This is a genomic window from Planktotalea sp. (assembly GCF_018607995.1).
Lineage (GTDB): Bacteria > Pseudomonadota > Alphaproteobacteria > Rhodobacterales > Rhodobacteraceae > Planktotalea.
Map to the genome: position 1 here is coordinate 274,727 of NZ_JABBAL010000023.1, position 15,229 is coordinate 289,955.

15 protein-coding genes and 1 pseudogene are annotated in these 15,229 nt (G+C 53.1%); 8 read left to right on the plus strand and 8 right to left on the minus strand.

The genetic code is table 11. From position 1 onward, the window contains the following. Nucleotides 1–3: 3 nt before the first annotated feature. From QZ280_RS09845 to QZ280_RS09875, 7 genes and pseudogenes are all read left to right on the plus strand, one after another. A pseudogene (locus QZ280_RS09845) lies at nucleotides 4–1,232 on the plus strand (phosphomannomutase/phosphoglucomutase). A gap of 78 nt (nucleotides 1,233–1,310) precedes the next feature. Then, nucleotides 1,311–2,231, plus strand: a complete 921-nt coding sequence (locus QZ280_RS09850) for a manganese-dependent inorganic pyrophosphatase (RefSeq protein WP_293443346.1) — start codon at nucleotides 1,311–1,313, stop codon at nucleotides 2,229–2,231. Nucleotides 2,232–2,371: 140 nt separating this feature from the next. Continuing rightward, entirely contained in the window at nucleotides 2,372–3,244 is an 873-nt protein-coding gene (locus QZ280_RS09855; RefSeq protein WP_293443349.1) for a TIGR01459 family HAD-type hydrolase, read from the plus strand. A 100-nt stretch (nucleotides 3,245–3,344) separates the two neighbouring features. Beyond that, complete coding sequence (locus QZ280_RS09860; RefSeq protein WP_293443352.1) at nucleotides 3,345–3,788, plus strand: MaoC family dehydratase; 444 nt, start codon at nucleotides 3,345–3,347, stop codon at nucleotides 3,786–3,788. Between the two features lie 49 nt (nucleotides 3,789–3,837). Next, complete coding sequence (locus tag QZ280_RS09865; protein ID WP_293443355.1) at nucleotides 3,838–4,776, plus strand: bifunctional riboflavin kinase/FAD synthetase; 939 nt, start codon at nucleotides 3,838–3,840, stop codon at nucleotides 4,774–4,776. Continuing rightward, the gene (locus QZ280_RS09870; protein WP_293443358.1) at nucleotides 4,773–5,246 is read left to right on the plus strand and encodes a YcgN family cysteine cluster protein; all 474 of its coding nucleotides are present in this window, start codon (nucleotides 4,773–4,775) and stop codon (nucleotides 5,244–5,246) included. The genes QZ280_RS09865 and QZ280_RS09870 overlap by 4 nt, the downstream gene beginning before the upstream one ends. Beyond that, nucleotides 5,246–6,295, plus strand: coding sequence for a beta-eliminating lyase-related protein (locus QZ280_RS09875; protein WP_293443361.1), 1,050 nt, complete (start codon nucleotides 5,246–5,248; stop codon nucleotides 6,293–6,295). Before QZ280_RS09870 ends, QZ280_RS09875 begins: the two co-directional genes overlap by 1 nt. Here the strand turns inward: QZ280_RS09875 and QZ280_RS09880 are convergent. Together QZ280_RS09880 and QZ280_RS09885 are read right to left on the minus strand one after the other, a co-directional pair. Next, complete coding sequence (locus tag QZ280_RS09880; RefSeq protein ID WP_293443364.1) at nucleotides 6,273–7,088, minus strand: alpha/beta hydrolase; 816 nt, start codon at nucleotides 7,086–7,088, stop codon at nucleotides 6,273–6,275. The two genes, QZ280_RS09875 and QZ280_RS09880, sit on opposite strands and share 23 nt — an antisense overlap. Before the next feature lie 3 nt (nucleotides 7,089–7,091). Then, a complete protein-coding gene (locus QZ280_RS09885; protein WP_293443367.1) occupies nucleotides 7,092–7,691 on the minus strand; it encodes a 2-hydroxychromene-2-carboxylate isomerase in 600 nt (199 codons plus the stop codon). Nucleotides 7,692–7,811: 120 nt separating this feature from the next. Here QZ280_RS09885 and QZ280_RS09890 point away from each other — a divergent pair, with 120 nt between their 5' ends. Next, nucleotides 7,812–8,828: a ribose-phosphate pyrophosphokinase gene (locus QZ280_RS09890; protein ID WP_293443370.1), complete on the plus strand. Its 1,017-nt coding sequence runs from the start codon at nucleotides 7,812–7,814 to the stop codon at nucleotides 8,826–8,828. 942 nt (nucleotides 8,829–9,770) lie between these two features. Here the strand turns inward: QZ280_RS09890 and QZ280_RS09895 are convergent. The 6 genes from QZ280_RS09895 to QZ280_RS09920 form a co-directional block, all read right to left on the minus strand. Then, nucleotides 9,771–10,070, minus strand: coding sequence for an H-type lectin domain-containing protein (locus tag QZ280_RS09895; protein ID WP_293443373.1), 300 nt, complete (start codon nucleotides 10,068–10,070; stop codon nucleotides 9,771–9,773). 196 nt (nucleotides 10,071–10,266) lie between these two features. Beyond that, the gene (locus QZ280_RS09900; RefSeq protein WP_293443376.1) at nucleotides 10,267–10,683 is read right to left on the minus strand and encodes a F0F1 ATP synthase subunit epsilon; all 417 of its coding nucleotides are present in this window, start codon (nucleotides 10,681–10,683) and stop codon (nucleotides 10,267–10,269) included. Between the two features lie 55 nt (nucleotides 10,684–10,738). Next, entirely contained in the window at nucleotides 10,739–12,163 is a 1,425-nt protein-coding gene (gene atpD, locus QZ280_RS09905; protein ID WP_293443379.1) for a F0F1 ATP synthase subunit beta, read from the minus strand. An 18-nt stretch (nucleotides 12,164–12,181) separates the two neighbouring features. Then, entirely contained in the window at nucleotides 12,182–13,057 is an 876-nt protein-coding gene (locus QZ280_RS09910; protein WP_293443382.1) for a F0F1 ATP synthase subunit gamma, read from the minus strand. A gap of 13 nt (nucleotides 13,058–13,070) precedes the next feature. Continuing rightward, nucleotides 13,071–14,609, minus strand: coding sequence for a F0F1 ATP synthase subunit alpha (atpA, locus tag QZ280_RS09915; RefSeq protein WP_293443385.1), 1,539 nt, complete (start codon nucleotides 14,607–14,609; stop codon nucleotides 13,071–13,073). Next, nucleotides 14,610–15,176, minus strand: a complete 567-nt coding sequence (locus tag QZ280_RS09920) for a F0F1 ATP synthase subunit delta (RefSeq protein WP_293443388.1) — start codon at nucleotides 15,174–15,176, stop codon at nucleotides 14,610–14,612. Nucleotides 15,177–15,229: the final 53 nt, after the last annotated feature.

Sequence of the window (15,229 nt, forward strand, 5' to 3'; positions counted from 1 at the left end):
ATCATGCGCAAGCTTGCTCCAAGCGTCACCCCAAACACATGGGAATTCTTACGCGATGCGATGATCAAGCCAACTGGCTTTCGCGAATATGATGCCCGTTGGAAATATCCAGACGATATTAATTTGCCGGGGATCACGGCACTTGGGTTAGGGCTTGGCACGCAAATGCAGCGATGCGGGATCGAGCCTGTGATCGCTGTTGGCAATGACTACCGCTAACATTCCTTGTCAATGAAAAACACGCTGATCCTCGGCTTGATGCAGGCTGGCATACACGTAAAAGACATTGGTCCTGCGGTTTCACCAATGGCCTATTTCGCGCAGCTTCATCTGAACGCGCCTGCGGTTGCAATGATCACGGCCAGCCACAATCCGAACGGATGGATCGGCGTTAAAATGGGGTTCGAGCGTCCTTTGACACACGGCCCAGGCGAGATGAGCGAGCTACGCAATCTCGTCCTCAATAGTAAGTGGCAGCCCGCCAAAAGTGGCGGATATGAATTCGTAGACGGCGTGCGCAAGGCTTATCTTGATGACCTCGTTGGGGATTTCAAAATGACCCGCAAAAGGTCGGCGTCATCGTGGCCCGCGATCTGAGTAAGATTCACCCTAATGCCATCTTCGTGGCAGATGTGAAATCCACAGGGCTTTGTGCGGCGGATCCTGTTTTGCAGGCAAACGGCTTAACGGCGGATTATCAGAAAAGCGGCCACAGCCATATGAAACGCGGTTTTAAAAAACTGGGTACGCTCGTGGGTTTTGAGAAATCGGGGTACTACTTTTTGGCATAACCAGTCGGACGCGGATACGATTGCGGCATGCGCGTAGCGGTCGAGATTTGCAAATTGATGGACCGCAATCCCGACATGACGATGTCCGACCTGCGCAAGGTACTGCCAGTTAAATATGCAACTCCGACGATGTCGCCATATTGCGCGGATGAAGAGAAATATGCCGTGCTTGATCGCATCGTTGCGAAGTTGTGCGCCAAACACAACGCGGCCGAACCCCTTGCGGGACGCGCAATCAAACAAATCGTTACCGTCAACGGCGCGCGCGTGATCTTGGACAACAGGTCTTTGGGCTTGGTGCGCGCGAGCTCGAACACCCCGAATTTAGTCGTCGTCTGTGAGAGCACCGAAAGCGATTAAGAAATGCGCGCGATCTTTACCGATCTTGATGCGGTGATTCGAACAGAGCCGCTAGTTGGCGAGTATGGTCAAACGATCTGAGCCAATTTGGCACGGGTGACAAAGAAATAGCGCCTGCTATAAGACGCGCAAACATACAGATGATGCAGGAATAGCGACATGAAAGTACAGGTTTTCGGCCACAAATCCCCAGACACGGATAGTACAGGATCTCCCCTCATTTGGGCCTGGTATATGTCCGAGATCAAGGGCATGCCCGCCGAGGCGAAGCTTCTGGGCGAGCCGAACACCGAAGCCGCTTTCATGCTAGAGCGTTGGGACCTGCAAAAACCAGCGATCATCGCAGACGTTGAAGCCGGCGCGCCTTGCGTTGTTGTCGACACGAACAACCCTGCGGAATTGCCCGCCTCAATCAACGATGCGGACGTGCAAGCGATCATCGATCACCACGCTTTGGTGGGGGGATTGAAAACCAAAGGCCCTATCGACATCACGATCAAACCTTTGGCCTGCACAGCGACGATCATGCACAACTTGATGGGTGACGATGCCGCCAAGATGCCAGAAGCCATCAAAGGGGCGGCACTGACGTGCATCCTATCCGACACTTTGGAATTCCGTAGCCCGACCACGACAGCACATGACAAAGCGGTTGCCGAAAAACTCGCCGCCGATCTCGGCATTGATATTGCGTCATACGCCGCTGAAATGTTCGCCGCCAAGTCGGATGTGTCGAGTTTTTCCGATGCAGAGCTTTTGCGCATGGATTCGAAAGAATACGAAGTGGACGGCACCAAATTCCGTGTCTCCGTGCTTGAAACCACATCGCCCGCAACAGTTTTGGATCGCAAAGACAGCTTGATGGCGACAATGACAACCGTTGCGTCGGAAGACGGCGTAGATCAAGTTCTCTTGTTCGTGGTCGATATCCTGAACGAACAAAGCACGCTGTTGGTGCCAAACGATCTGGTGAAAACCGTTGCGACAAAATCCTTTGACGCGGACACAACATCCGACACAGTCGTTCTCGCAGGCGTTGTAAGCCGTAAAAAGCAAATCATCCCAAAGCTCAAAGTCTGATCTTATTAAGTGCGCCTCGAGGGGCGCGCACTTTATTTTTTGGTTTGCCTCCAGCGGAGGTATTTTTGGGCCAAAGACGGGGTGCTGTTTTGCGTGCAGTCCTGTAGCAAGACAGTGAACTTGTTTTTGAGGCCCGCACAATGACCCGCATCGTTTCCAATCTTGCCGAAATTTCCCATCAATATGACGCGCTTTTCGTGGACCTGTGGGGCTGTGTGCATGATGGTATCAAAGCGTTGCCTGACGCTGTCCAAGCCTTACAAGCATACCGTCAGAGCGGTGGTAAAGTTGTGCTTGTCACCAATTCCCCGCGACCGCGTGTCGGCGTTGAAAAACAATTGGTGCATTTTGGTGTACCTGAGGATGCCTGGGACACGATCGCTACATCTGGCGATTCTGCGCGATCTGCGATGTATCGCGGTGCAGTTGGCAAAAAAGTTTATTTCATCGGCGAGCGGCGCGATCAGGATTTTTTCCGACCTTTGGACATTCTGGAAAACCCTGTCGATATCACGCAAGTCCCGCTCGATGAAGCCGAAGGCATCGTCTGTGCAGGACCTTTTGATCCGATGGCCGATCTGGATGTGATGCGGCCCGACTTTCTTTTGGCAAAGCAATATGGCCTGAAATTGCTCTGCGCGAACCCCGATATCGTTGTGGATCGTGGTGAGACACGTGAATGGTGTGCCGGAGCGCTTGCCGCGCTTTACACTGAAATGGGTGGCGAGAGTCTATATTTTGGCAAGCCGCATCCACCAATCTATGACCTTGCACGTCGTCGCCTCAGTGCACTGGAGAAACCGATTGCGGATGACCGTATTCTTGCGATTGGTGATGGAGTTCTAACCGATATCGCTGGGGCAATAGGCGAAGATATCGATTCTCTGTTCATAACCGGCGGTTTGGCGCGCGAAGAAACGCAAACAGGCACTGATCCAAACGCATCTGTGCTTGAAAGCTATCTTTCTGAGCAAATGTCGGCCCCAACGTTCGCGATTGGTTATCTTCGATAACACTTTCCACTTGCCAGATGCTGCATTTGCAAAGTAATAAAGTTTCAAGAAGACCCGTATTTGGGTCTATTTATTACTTTGCAAGCCTTTGGAGGGTCTTATGTTGGACAACTTGCCCCGCGGAACGATCTGCATTGAAGACATTGAAATGGGCATGGTCCGCCATCTGCGAAAGGTCGTCACGGATCGCGATATTGAGCTGTTTGCGGAAGTCTCAACAGATCGCAATCCCGTGCATCTCGATGATGAGTATGCCAACGACACAATATTCGAGGGTCGCATCGCGCATGGCATGCTGACGGCTGGTCTGATCTCTGCTGTGATCGGTGAACAACTGCCTGGCCATGGCACCGTCTATATGGGCCAAAGCCTCAAGTTCCTCGCACCTGTCCGCCCCGGCGATATGGTGCACGCAGAAGTCGAAGTGATCGACATCGAGCATGCAAAACGCCGTGTTAAGCTGAATTGTCGCTGCATGGTCGATGGCAAAAAAGTGCTAATCGGCGAGGCGACTGTTCTCGCGCCAAGCCGCAAGTTCGACTGATCCGCATCGCAGCTTGCAACGCCCCAAAAGGCGGGCTACGCCAACAGTTATGCGAATTATCCGTGACTATACATATGTGAATGACCAAGATCGTGGCGCGAGCGCTGCGATTGGCAATTTTGACGGCGTGCACCTCGGCCACCGCGCAGTGATTGATATCGCACGCAAAGCTGGTGAAAAAGCTGGTGCCCCTTGTGGCGTACTGACCTTTGATCCGCATCCGCGACAATATTTTGCCCCAAACGCAGATCCGTTCCGATTGATGTCGCCGCCTGCAAAAGCAACTGAATTGGCCAAAATCGGAGTGGAACGCCTATATCAGCTGAACTTCAATGCGGCCCTTGCGGCTTTGTCCCCAGAGGATTTCGCCACTCGCGTCATTCATGAGGGTTTGGGTCTGCGACACGTCGTGGTCGGGGCTGATTTTTGTTTCGGCAAGAATCGCGCGGGCAAGGCGGCGGACTTACAGGGATTTGGCGAGAAACTCGGTTTTGGCGTCACAATCGCAGGGTTAATTGAAGGCACGCAAGGCCAAGTGTCTTCCACCAGCATTCGTCAGGCTTTGGCAAAAGGCAAACCCCGCGACGCGGCGGACATGCTGGGCCATTGGCACAGGATCGAGGGCATAGTCATCGGTGGTGAACAACGCGGCCGCGAGTTAGGCTATCCCACAGCCAACATGTCCATTGAAGGTCTGCATCCGCCCCGCTTTGGCGTTTATGCCGTTCTGGTCGAGGTTCAAGATGGCCCGCATGTGGGCAAATATCATGGCGTTGCTTCTATGGGGGTGAGGCCAATGTTTGGCATCAATCGCCCGAACCTTGAGACGTTTCTGTTCGACTTCACGGGCGATCTTTACGGTGCCACCCTGTCTGTGGCCTTGGTCGACTATTTGCGCCCTGAAGAGAAGTTTGATGGCTTGGATGCTTTGATCACGCAAATGGATGCGGATAGCGCCAAATCCCGCGCGATTTTGACCGCTTTATGAGCGATGATCTGATCGCAGCCAAAGGGCTGTCCAAACGCTTTTGGGAACGCAAAACCATGGCGCAGATGTCCCAAGATGAATGGGAAGCGCTCTGTGATGGCTGCGGGAAATGCTGCCTCAACAAGCTAGAGGATGAGGACAGTGGCGAGGTTGTTCTAACCAACATCGCTTGTCGCTTACTGGATGATAGCACCTGTCTTTGCGCGCAATATGACATTCGCCATCAGTTCATTCCTGAATGTATCGTGCTGACGGCCAGCAATATTCCCGAGCATCTTTATTGGATGCCGCAGACCTGCGCGTATCGCCTTGTCCATGAGGGTCGCCCACTTAAAGATTGGCATCCCCTGATTAGCGGCCACGCGAATAGCGTGCACGCGGCTGGGGTCTCGGTTAAAGATAAAACAGTCCCGGAATTTGAAATTGATGAAGATGATTGGGAAGAACATGTCATCGAGGAGCCACTCTAATGTTTTTCGCCTCTGATAACGCAGGCCCCGTGCATCCCGAAGTTTTAGCTGCGCTTGCCGCGGCAAACCAAGGCTACGCAATGCCGTATGGCGCGGATGATGGCATGGGTCGTGTGCGTGAACAACTGCGCGGTATTTTCGAGGCACCGGATGCGATGGTGCATTTGGTATCCACGGGCACAGCAGCGAATTCCTTGGCTCTGGCCTGCATGTGCCAACCATTTGAGACTGTCTTTTGTTCAAGCGTTGCGCATATCCATGAAGATGAATGCGCAGCACCAGAGTTCTTTTCCGGCGGCGCAAAACTGACGGTAGTGCGCTGTGATGTCGACAAAATGTCGCCCGACGACTTGCGTCAAGCAATCGCCAATGAAGGAACACGCGGTGTTCATGGCCCGCAACGCGGGGCAGTGTCGATCACGCAAGTGGCTGAAAAAGGATCTGTTCACACGCTTGATGAGCTGAAAGAGCTGGTTTCCGTTGCCAAGGAGTTTGACCTGCCTGTGCATCTTGATGGGGCACGTTTCGCCAATGCTTTGGCCACTTTGGGCTGTTCAGCGGCAGAGATGACGTGGAAACTTGGCATTGATGCTGTCAGCTTTGGCGGAACCAAAAATGGATTGATGGGTGTTGAGGCGGTTGTGTTCTTTGATCCCAAGACCTCTTGGGAATTTGAGCTGCGCCGCAAACGCGGGGCGCATCTTTTCTCAAAGGTTCGCTATCTCGCAGCCCAGATGGAAGCTTATCTCACTGACGATCTTTGGCTCATGAGTGCACGCAAAGCCAATGCGAATATGACGCGTCTCACGACTGGATTGCGCGATCTGGCAGGAACTGAATTCCTTGTAGAGCCCGAGGCAAACATGGTGTTCGCGAAAATGCCTCGCGCGACGCACAGACGTTTGCACGATGGTGGGGCTGTCTATTATCTCATGGATGGTGACTTAGAGGGAGATGACCCGAACGAGCAACTTTTGTGCCGTTTCGTCTGTGATTGGTCGATTTCTGAACCGCAGATTGATCAATTCATCGCCCTTGCTGTTGGCTAATCATCTGTAAAACTTCACGCGCCACGGCCTCTGGTTTTGTTAAGGGAACCATGTGACCACCACCCGGGATGCACACGCGCGTCGCATTAGGAATTCTACGCGCCAAGCCATCGCACACACTGTTCATCGCCGCCTCCCCCTGGCCACCATCAATGATCAGCGTGGGTGCTTTGATCGCCTCGAGCTTGTGCGTGCCAAGCAAATCATATGGGTCTTCGTTCACTGCGCGCGAACCTGCACCGATCAAAGGAATACGCTTGATAATTGCGTTTTGGCCTTCTTCTGGCAGGCTCTCCCACGGGCGCCCATCGCCATAAAGTTTCGTGAACATCTGCGCCGCCTTAGCGTGCTCGCCATCCGCTAAAGCTCGATAAAACCCGCTCATCACGCCCATTAAACGCTCCATGGCCATCGGGTTGTCTCGCTTGGCAACTGCCATCATGACTGGTTCTATAAGAGCTAAACTGCGCACCATTTCAGGCCGCTCCACCACCAAACGCAGCGCGACGGTCCCACCAAAGCTATGCCCGATCACATCCATCGGTTCGCTTAAAAGATCCAAAGCCATATCAGTCACGCGATCTTGCAGATCACCGTCATAGCCCCAATCTGCCGCGCGCCCATGGCCCGGCTGATCAAACCCGGTCAGGCTCAGTGTACCACCAAGGGCTGCACCCATCTTTGTGTACGCACCGCCATGACCAAGCGAGCAATGCAGCAAAAGACCCTTCCGCGGGCCAAAGCCATAACTGCTTAGGTTGCTGGGATGTCCTGCAAGAACACGCTTAACCACGGTTTAGAGATCGCCAGACAGGTAGGCGTCCAGATCGTCCAAACGATCCTGCCCCCAGAACCGTTGATCATCGTCGGTGACATAAAATGGCGCGCCGAAAGCGCCCGCGTTCATCGCATCTTCCAAGTTCGCGGCGTAGGTTTCCGCAGAACTTAGCATGTCCTTATCAGCGATTGACGCATCAAATCCCGCTTCAACCAAACACGCGCGCACAACCTCGTCTTGCGACACATCTTTGTCATCCACCCAGATTGAACGTCCAAAGGCCTGCATCAACTTGCCCATATCACCGCCGCCCTCTTTGCTGGCAGCAATAATCGCATAGCACGACGGTGCGGCGTTCATCGGCCAATGAGCAGGCTCCATGTTCAAAGGCAACATCGCCTTCTTTGCTTGGCGTGGCAATTCCTGCGCACGGTAGCTTATCTTGTTCGGATGACGATCTTTCGGCAATTGCCCACCCGTGCGCATGAAAAGCGCCGGCAGGTCGAGCGGTTTATAATTCACGCTCTTGCCATGTTTCGCAGCAATCTCTTCAAGACGGGTGCCAGCAAGATAGGCATAGGGCGAAAGCGTCGAAAAATAGTAGTCGATATGTGGCATCTGAGGTCTCTCCAAGGGCTGACTGCTTTGCCGAACGGTATCCTCGTGTTAAGTCGTATTCAACCTCGCGATTCTCCTCTGCTGACCCTAACCGCGAGCTGGCTGCCAAGGACCAAATTAATGCCCAATCTCACCGATCCCAAGCTCATTTCTGGTAATGCAAACAAGCCGCTCGCAACCGCGATCGCCCGCCGCATGTCGATGCACCGCGGGATGAGTGTCGACCTTGTCGATGCGCGTGTTGAACGCTTTAACGACGGTGAAATCTTCGTTGAAATGTATGACAACGTGCGCGGAGAGGATGTCTTCATCATTCAACCGACCTCCAACCCTGCCAACGACAATCTGATGGAATTGCTGATCATGTCGGACGCGCTGCGTCGCTCATCTGCTCAGCGAATCACGGCCGTAATTCCATACTTCGGCTACGCCCGTCAGGATCGCCGCACGAAAGCGCGCACACCCATCACTGCAAAGCTAGTGGCCAATATGCTAGTCGAGGCGGGTGTCGAGCGTATCCTCACAATGGATCTGCATGCGGCTCAAATTCAAGGCTTCTTCGATATTCCCGTCGATAACCTCTACGCCTCTCCGATCTTCGCACTCGATATCATGACGCATTTCAAGGATCAGATGGATGACGTGATGATCGTGTCACCCGATGTGGGCGGCGTGGCACGCGCACGTGAATTGGCCAAGCGGATCAACGCGCCTTTGTCTATTGTCGACAAGCGCCGTGAAAAGCCCGGCGAAATCGCTGAGATGACAATCATCGGTAATGTGGAAGGCAAAACTTGCATCATCGTCGACGACATTTGCGACACTGCTGGCACGTTGTGCAAAGCAGCGGAAGTGTTGCTAGAGAATGGTGCGAAGGAAGTGCATTCCTATATCACGCACGGCGTCCTAAGCGGTCCTGCGGTCGAACGTGTCACAAACTCCGTGATGAAGTCCTTGGTGATCACCGACACGATTGAAGCGACCGAGCCTGTGCTTGGCGCACCAAATATTCGGATCGTTCCGACGGCGCCAATGTTTGCCCAAGCGACGCTGAATATCTGGAACGGCACGTCCGTATCATCCTTGTTCGACGTGGACACGCTTGGCCCAATCTACGAAGGGCTCTATTCAGTTTAGAACGCTCAAAGGGCTGTGCGATGCAAACTTGGGAAATACATAGCTGCACCGGTAGCCCTCATTGCCGCCACGAAAACGGTTTTGCGGAGTTTGATCGCAAATTCTATTTATTCGGCGGGCTACGCATCTAGGCCGTAGACATCTTTGATCCTGCGACGAACACGTGGAGTCATGCCTACCCTCTCCCAATGGAGATCCATCACTTCCAGCCCGTGCGCGCCAGGGACGAGCTTTGGTTGCTCGGTACCATGACAGGCGTGTTACCGCGTGAGACGCCGTTAGACTATGTCTACATCTGCAAACCAGCAACGGACACATGGTCAGAGGTGCCAAGCATCCCAAAGGCGCGCGTCATGGTGCGTCTGGCTGTGTGATGCATAGTGATGGCTGGATTTACTTTTCCGTTGGTGTCGTGGACGGGCATCACTAGGGCACACAGGCTTGGTTTGATCGCTTGAACCCAGAAACAAGAGAATGGTAGATCCTACCAGATGCGCCAAACAAACACGACCATGCGCCGTCTGCGATTGTTGCTGACAAGCTTTACTTCTTTGGCAGGCGTGAAACCGGTCGACATAATGGACGGATTACAAAGCACTGTTCTTTGCAGCGCTCGCAGATGTTGATGTCTATGACTTTAAGACAGGGCACTGGATGGTCCACAAAGAACCCCTGCCAATCCCGACTGCTGCTGCGTGGTACGAGGGTTTTCGACAAAAATTCACTATGTCGGCGGCGAAGCGAGGCGTTCGTAGGGATGCAGATCTTTGATGCCATTTTTGGCAAATGGTCAGTAGGCCCGTCGCACAATCCCGCGTGTCATGGCACTAATTGCTGTGTCTATGATAACCGTCTGAGGATCGCCGCAGGCAGTGGCGCGCGTGATGGAGAACCTGAATTGACCAGCATCGAAAATCTCAAGTTAGACTAAGGGCGCACGCGTTACTCAACATCCCATTCTTCGTCATCGCGCAATCCACCCATCGCGATCCATGACAAACGCACGCGCGCAACGCGAGTATCGCCCCGTGTGCGAAAAATCAGTTCGAAGCCAGTGGTAGAGATATTCTTGGCCAACACGTCCGATCGCATATTAGTGTCTTTGTCCAAATCCATCAGCGACATCAGCACATGCACAGAAGATGCCGCTTCGAATGGTTCTGAAAACACTATGGTTTTCTTGCGCTGTCGCGTGTCGCTACCCGACCACATCTTACCATCATTCTCGTAATCAGAGAACATGATGTGTTCGCCTTGGTCTATTCCAAAGAGATGACTACGAATGCGTTTCGTGTGGCTTTCACGTAAATGAACGGATTTATTCTAATAATTGGTAACATCGAATGATGCCAGTAATTTGGCAAGCCTCGAACGCTTAGGCAATAAGAAAGCCCTCCCGAAATGACGGAAGGGCCCAAATTCTAAAATCAGCGATTATTTAGTTAACGCTGATACCAAGCGCGTCACCAATTGCAACAACATCTGCTAGAGCTTTGGCTGCATCATCTACGCCTTCACTCTTTGCATCTTGCGCTTTCGCAAACGCATCTGTCGCTGCGTCCAGCATGCCTTTAAGCGTCGCTTGATCCATGTCTACTTTCGCAATCGCACGCTCGGCCAGAACGGAAATACCGCCATCACCGATCTCTGCGAAACCGCCGGTTACCACATACTCTGCGTCACCCGCTGGGCCGCTCACTTTCAAAACACCGGGGCGTAGTGTTGTGATCGTTGGTGCGTGATCAGCCATAGCTGTCATGTCACCGTCAGAGCCTGGAATTTGCACTTCGCTCACCTGCATGGATGCGAGGCTGCGCTCTGGGGAAACCAGATCGAATTGCAATGTATCCGCCATGTTCGTCTCCTTTGTAGGTGGTGCTGAGCGAGCCCAGCAACGACCAAATCAACGATTAAGCTGCGTCTGCGGCCATTTTCTCGGCTTTGGCGATCACTTCGTCGATGCCGCCAACCATGTAGAAGGCGCCCTCTGGAAGGTGATCGTACTCGCCTGCGACAACCGCTTTGAACGACGCGATTGTGTCTTCCATTGGGACCTGAACACCGTCAGAACCTGTAAAGACCTTCGCAACGTCGAACGGCTGGGACAAGAAACGCTCAAGCTTTCGCGCACGCGCAACAGCCAGTTTGTCCTCTTCAGACAGTTCGTCCATGCCGAGAATGGCAATGATGTCCTGAAGCGATTTGTAGCGCTGAAGAACCTGCTGAACGTCTGTCGCAACCTTGTAGTGCTCGTCACCGATGATCAGTGGATCAAGCAAACGGGATGTGGAACCAAGTGGGTCAACAGCCGGATAGATGCCTTTCTCAGAGATCGAACGATCCAGAACCGTTGTCGCATCGAGGTGCGCAAAGGATGTCGCTGGAGCCGGGTCAGTAAGGTCGTCCGCTGGGACGTAAACCGCTTGAACCGATGTAATGGAACCGTTCTTAGTGGAAGAAATACGTTCCTGCATCGCGCCCATGTCGGTCGCCAATGTTGGCTGATAGCCAACAGCGGAAGGAATACGACCAAGAAGGGCGGAAACCTCCGAACCGGCTTGTGTAAAGCGGAAGATGTTATCAACGAAGAACAGAACGTCTGTACCTGTGTCATCGCGGAACTGCTCGGCCAGTGTCAAACCAGTCAAAGCAACACGCATACGCGCACCGGGAGGCTCGTTCATCTGACCGTAAACCAGAGCAATCTTGGAGTCAGGCAAGTTATCAGGAACGATAACGCCGGATTCGATCATCTCGTGGTAAAGGTCGTTGCCTTCACGTGTACGCTCGCCAACACCCGCGAACACGGAAACACCGGAGTGCACCTTCGCAATGTTGTTGATGAGTTCCATGATGAGAACTGTTTTACCAACACCCGCACCACCGAAGAGACCAATTTTACCGCCCTTCGTGTAAGGCGCGAGAAGGTCGATAACCTTGATGCCTGTGACGAGGATTTCTGTTGCTGTGGACTGCTGCTCAAACGTTGGCGCATCGCCGTGAATTGGGCGGCGTGCTTCGGCGTCGACTGGGCCCTGCTCGTCAACCGGGTCGCCTGTGACGTTCATGATACGGCCAAGTGTAGCCGTACCAACGGGAACAGAAATCTGGTTGCCAGTGTTGGTCACTTCTTGACCACGAACCAGACCTTCAGAGCCGTCCATCGCAATGGTGCGCACTGTGTTCTCGCCGAGGTGCTGAGCAACCTCGAGAACAAGTGTTTTGCCTTGGTTTTGTGTTTCCAGAGCGTTTAAAATCTCTGGTAGATTGTCTTCGAACTGCACGTCAACGACGGCGCCGATGACCTGAGTAATTTTTCCGACTGCATTTGCCATGTCGTAAACTCCGATATTTTAGAGCGCTTCCGCGCCCGAAATGATTTCAATCAGCTCGTTGGTGATGACGGCCTGACGGGAACGGTTGTACTGGATCGTCAGCTTGTCGATCATGTCACCCGCGTTGCGTGTTGCGTTGTCCATCGCAGACATACGTGAACCTTGCTCGGACGCCGCGTTTTCCAGCAGAGCTGAGAAAATCGCTGTGGCGACACCGCGCGGCAGCAAGTCAGCCAAGATGGCCTCTTCGCTTGGTTCATAGTCATAAAGCGTTGCTGCTTCGGCACCCTCTTCCGCTTCGAACGCGGCAGGAATAATCTGCTGCGCTGTCGGGATTTGAGTGACGACGTTCTGGAACTTCGCGTAGAAGAGCGTCGCAACATCAAACTCTTCGGCATCGAAACGCGTCAGAACATCGGATGCGATGTCTTGTGCGTTTGAATAACCAAGGCGTTTTACGTCAGACAGATCGACGTGGCCTACATAGTACTGACCAAAGTCACGCTTGAGGCTCTCGCGGCCTTTCTTGCCGACAGTCAAAATCTTGACCGTCTTACCGTTCGCGAGAAGGCTATCTGCGTGCGCACGGGCTTTCTTGGCGATGTTGGTATTAAAACCACCGCAAAGGCCACGCTCGGACGTCATGATGACCAACAGATGCACATCATCTTTGCCGCTCCCGCTAAGCAGTTTAGGCGCAGAGTCAGATCCACCAACAGAGGCTGCCAGCCCTGCCATCACAGCATTAAAACGCTCTGTGTATGGGCGTGACTGCTCGGCAGCTTCCTGCGCGCGGCGAAGTTTCGCCGCGGCAACCATTTGCATGGCTTTCGTGATCTTGCGTGTGTTTTTCACACTCTCGATCCGATTTTTGAGATCTTTAAGATTTGCCATCTAATTGATCCCCTTACGCAAAATCAGAAGCGAATTCGGTAAGTGCTGCGCTAAGTTTGTCGGCAATCTCACCTTTGATCTTCTGATCTTTGTTGGTGATTTCGTCCAAAATCGCTGCGTGCTTGGAACGCATATGTGCGAGCATGCCCGCCTCATAACGACCAACGTCAGACACTTCGATCTTGTCGAGGAAGCCGTTCGTACCAGCATAAATCACGCAAACGATTTCAGCGTTTGTAAGTGGTGAATACTGTGGCTGCTTCATCAACTCGGTCAAACGCGCACCACGGTTCAGCAACTGCTGCGTCGCCGCGTCGAGATCAGAACCGAACTGAGCAAACGCCGCCATTTCGCGATACTGAGCAAGGGAAAGCTTAACCGGACCAGCAACAGAGGACATCGCCTTTGTCTGCGCGGAAGAGCCAACACGAGAAACAGACAGACCTGTGTTCACAGCTGGGCGGATACCTTGGAAGAACAATTCTGTTTCCAAGAAGATCTGACCGTCTGTAATCGAAATCACGTTTGTCGGAATAAACGCAGAAACGTCACCGCCCTGTGTTTCAATGATCGGCAGAGCCGTCAAAGAACCCGAACCGTTGTCTTCGTTCAGCTTCGCGGAACGCTCAAGCAAACGGGAGTGAAGATAGAAAACGTCGCCTGGATACGCTTCACGGCCTGGTGGGCGGCGAAGAAGCAAGGACATTTGACGATACGCAACCGCTTGCTTGGAAAGGTCATCATAGATGATCAAAGCGTGACGACCATTGTCGCGGAAGTGCTCCGCCATGGATGTCGCAGCATAAGGTGCGAGGAACTGCAAAGGTGCAGGCTCGGACGCGGTTGCTGCAACAACGATGGAATATTCCATCGCGCCGCTCTCTTCGAGCTTCTTAACCAACTGCGCCACTGTGGAACGCTTTTGGCCGATCGCAACGTAGACGCAGTACAATTTCTTGTTCTCGTTGTCGCCAGCAGCTTCGTTGTAGGATTTTTGGTTCAGGATCGCGTCCAGAGCAACGGCAGTTTTGCCTGTCTGACGGTCACCAATGATCAGCTCTCGCTGGCCACGACCAATTGGGATCATCGCGTCAACGGACTTCAGGCCAGTTGCCATCGGCTCGTGAACGGATTTACGTGGGATAATGCCCGGCGCTTTGACTTCCGCAACAACACGCTTGGTTGTTTTGATCGGGCCTTTGCCGTCAAGCGGGTTACCAAGACCATCAACAACGCGACCAAGCAGCTCGTCACCGACTGGAACGTCAACGATAGAGTTGGTGCGCTTGACAGTGTCACCCTCTTTAATGTCACGGTCAGAACCGAAGATAACAACACCAACGTTGTCCGCTTCGAGGTTCAAGGCCATGCCCTGAATACCGCCAGGGAATTCGACCATTTCACCGGCCTGAACATTGTCCAGACCGTGAACACGCGCAATACCGTCACCGACGGACAATACGCGGCCAACCTCGGCCACTTCAGCGTCTTTGCCGAAGTTCTTAATCTGGTCCTTAAGGATCGCAGAAATTTCTGCAGCTTGGATACCCATTTATCCGACCTCTTTCATTGCATTCTGGAGGGAATTGAGCTTGGAGCGGATCGACGTGTCGATCATCTTCGAGCCAACTTTAACGACAAGACCGCCGATGAGGGATTCATCAACGGTCGCTTTGATAATAACGTCTTTGCCTACATTGGCCTTCAGCGTTTTCGCCAGTTTATCTGACTGCGCCTTGGTCATTGCAGTTGCGGAGGTAACTTCCGCCGTCACTTCGCCTTTGTCCTGTGCGATCAGATCACGCAGTTGGGACACAAGTTGCGGCAAAACGAACAAACGACGCTTGGAGGCCATAAGGCTCAGCGTGTTTGCCATGATTGGCTGCAACTTCATTTTTTTGGAGATCGCATTGATCGCCTCGCCCTGAACATCGCGGGAATACACCGGCGAAGAAATCAGATCGCGCATCTCAGCGCTGGCATCGAGCGCCGCTGCTAAATCGTCTACATTAGTTTCGAGTTTTGCGATGGCCCTGCCGTCTTTGGCAAGATCGAAAACTGCCGAAGCATAGCGCGCAGCGATACCTGAAGAAATCGAAGCTGTTTCGGACACGTCCACCCTTTCGATATTCTGGCTCTTTTTCCTGAAATTGAAGGATCAGGTCGAGAGCG

Coding starts and splice junctions, on each gene's coding strand:
- QZ280_RS09850 (WP_293443346.1), top strand. CDS start 1,311: ATGAAAGTACAGGTTTTCGGCCACAAATCCCCAGACACGGATAGTACA.
- QZ280_RS09855 (WP_293443349.1), top strand. CDS start 2,372: ATGACCCGCATCGTTTCCAATCTTGCCGAAATTTCCCATCAATATGAC.
- QZ280_RS09860 (WP_293443352.1), top strand. CDS start 3,345: ATGTTGGACAACTTGCCCCGCGGAACGATCTGCATTGAAGACATTGAA.
- QZ280_RS09865 (WP_293443355.1), top strand. CDS start 3,838: ATGCGAATTATCCGTGACTATACATATGTGAATGACCAAGATCGTGGC.
- QZ280_RS09870 (WP_293443358.1), top strand. CDS start 4,773: ATGAGCGATGATCTGATCGCAGCCAAAGGGCTGTCCAAACGCTTTTGG.
- QZ280_RS09875 (WP_293443361.1), top strand. CDS start 5,246: ATGTTTTTCGCCTCTGATAACGCAGGCCCCGTGCATCCCGAAGTTTTA.
- QZ280_RS09885 (WP_293443367.1), bottom strand. CDS start 7,691: ATGCCACATATCGACTACTATTTTTCGACGCTTTCGCCCTATGCCTAT.
- QZ280_RS09890 (WP_293443370.1), top strand. CDS start 7,812: ATGCCCAATCTCACCGATCCCAAGCTCATTTCTGGTAATGCAAACAAG.
- QZ280_RS09895 (WP_293443373.1), bottom strand. CDS start 10,070: ATGTTCTCTGATTACGAGAATGATGGTAAGATGTGGTCGGGTAGCGAC.
- QZ280_RS09900 (WP_293443376.1), bottom strand. CDS start 10,683: ATGGCGGATACATTGCAATTCGATCTGGTTTCCCCAGAGCGCAGCCTC.
- atpD (WP_293443379.1), bottom strand. CDS start 12,163: ATGGCAAATGCAGTCGGAAAAATTACTCAGGTCATCGGCGCCGTCGTT.
- QZ280_RS09910 (WP_293443382.1), bottom strand. CDS start 13,057: ATGGCAAATCTTAAAGATCTCAAAAATCGGATCGAGAGTGTGAAAAAC.
- atpA (WP_293443385.1), bottom strand. CDS start 14,609: ATGGGTATCCAAGCTGCAGAAATTTCTGCGATCCTTAAGGACCAGATT.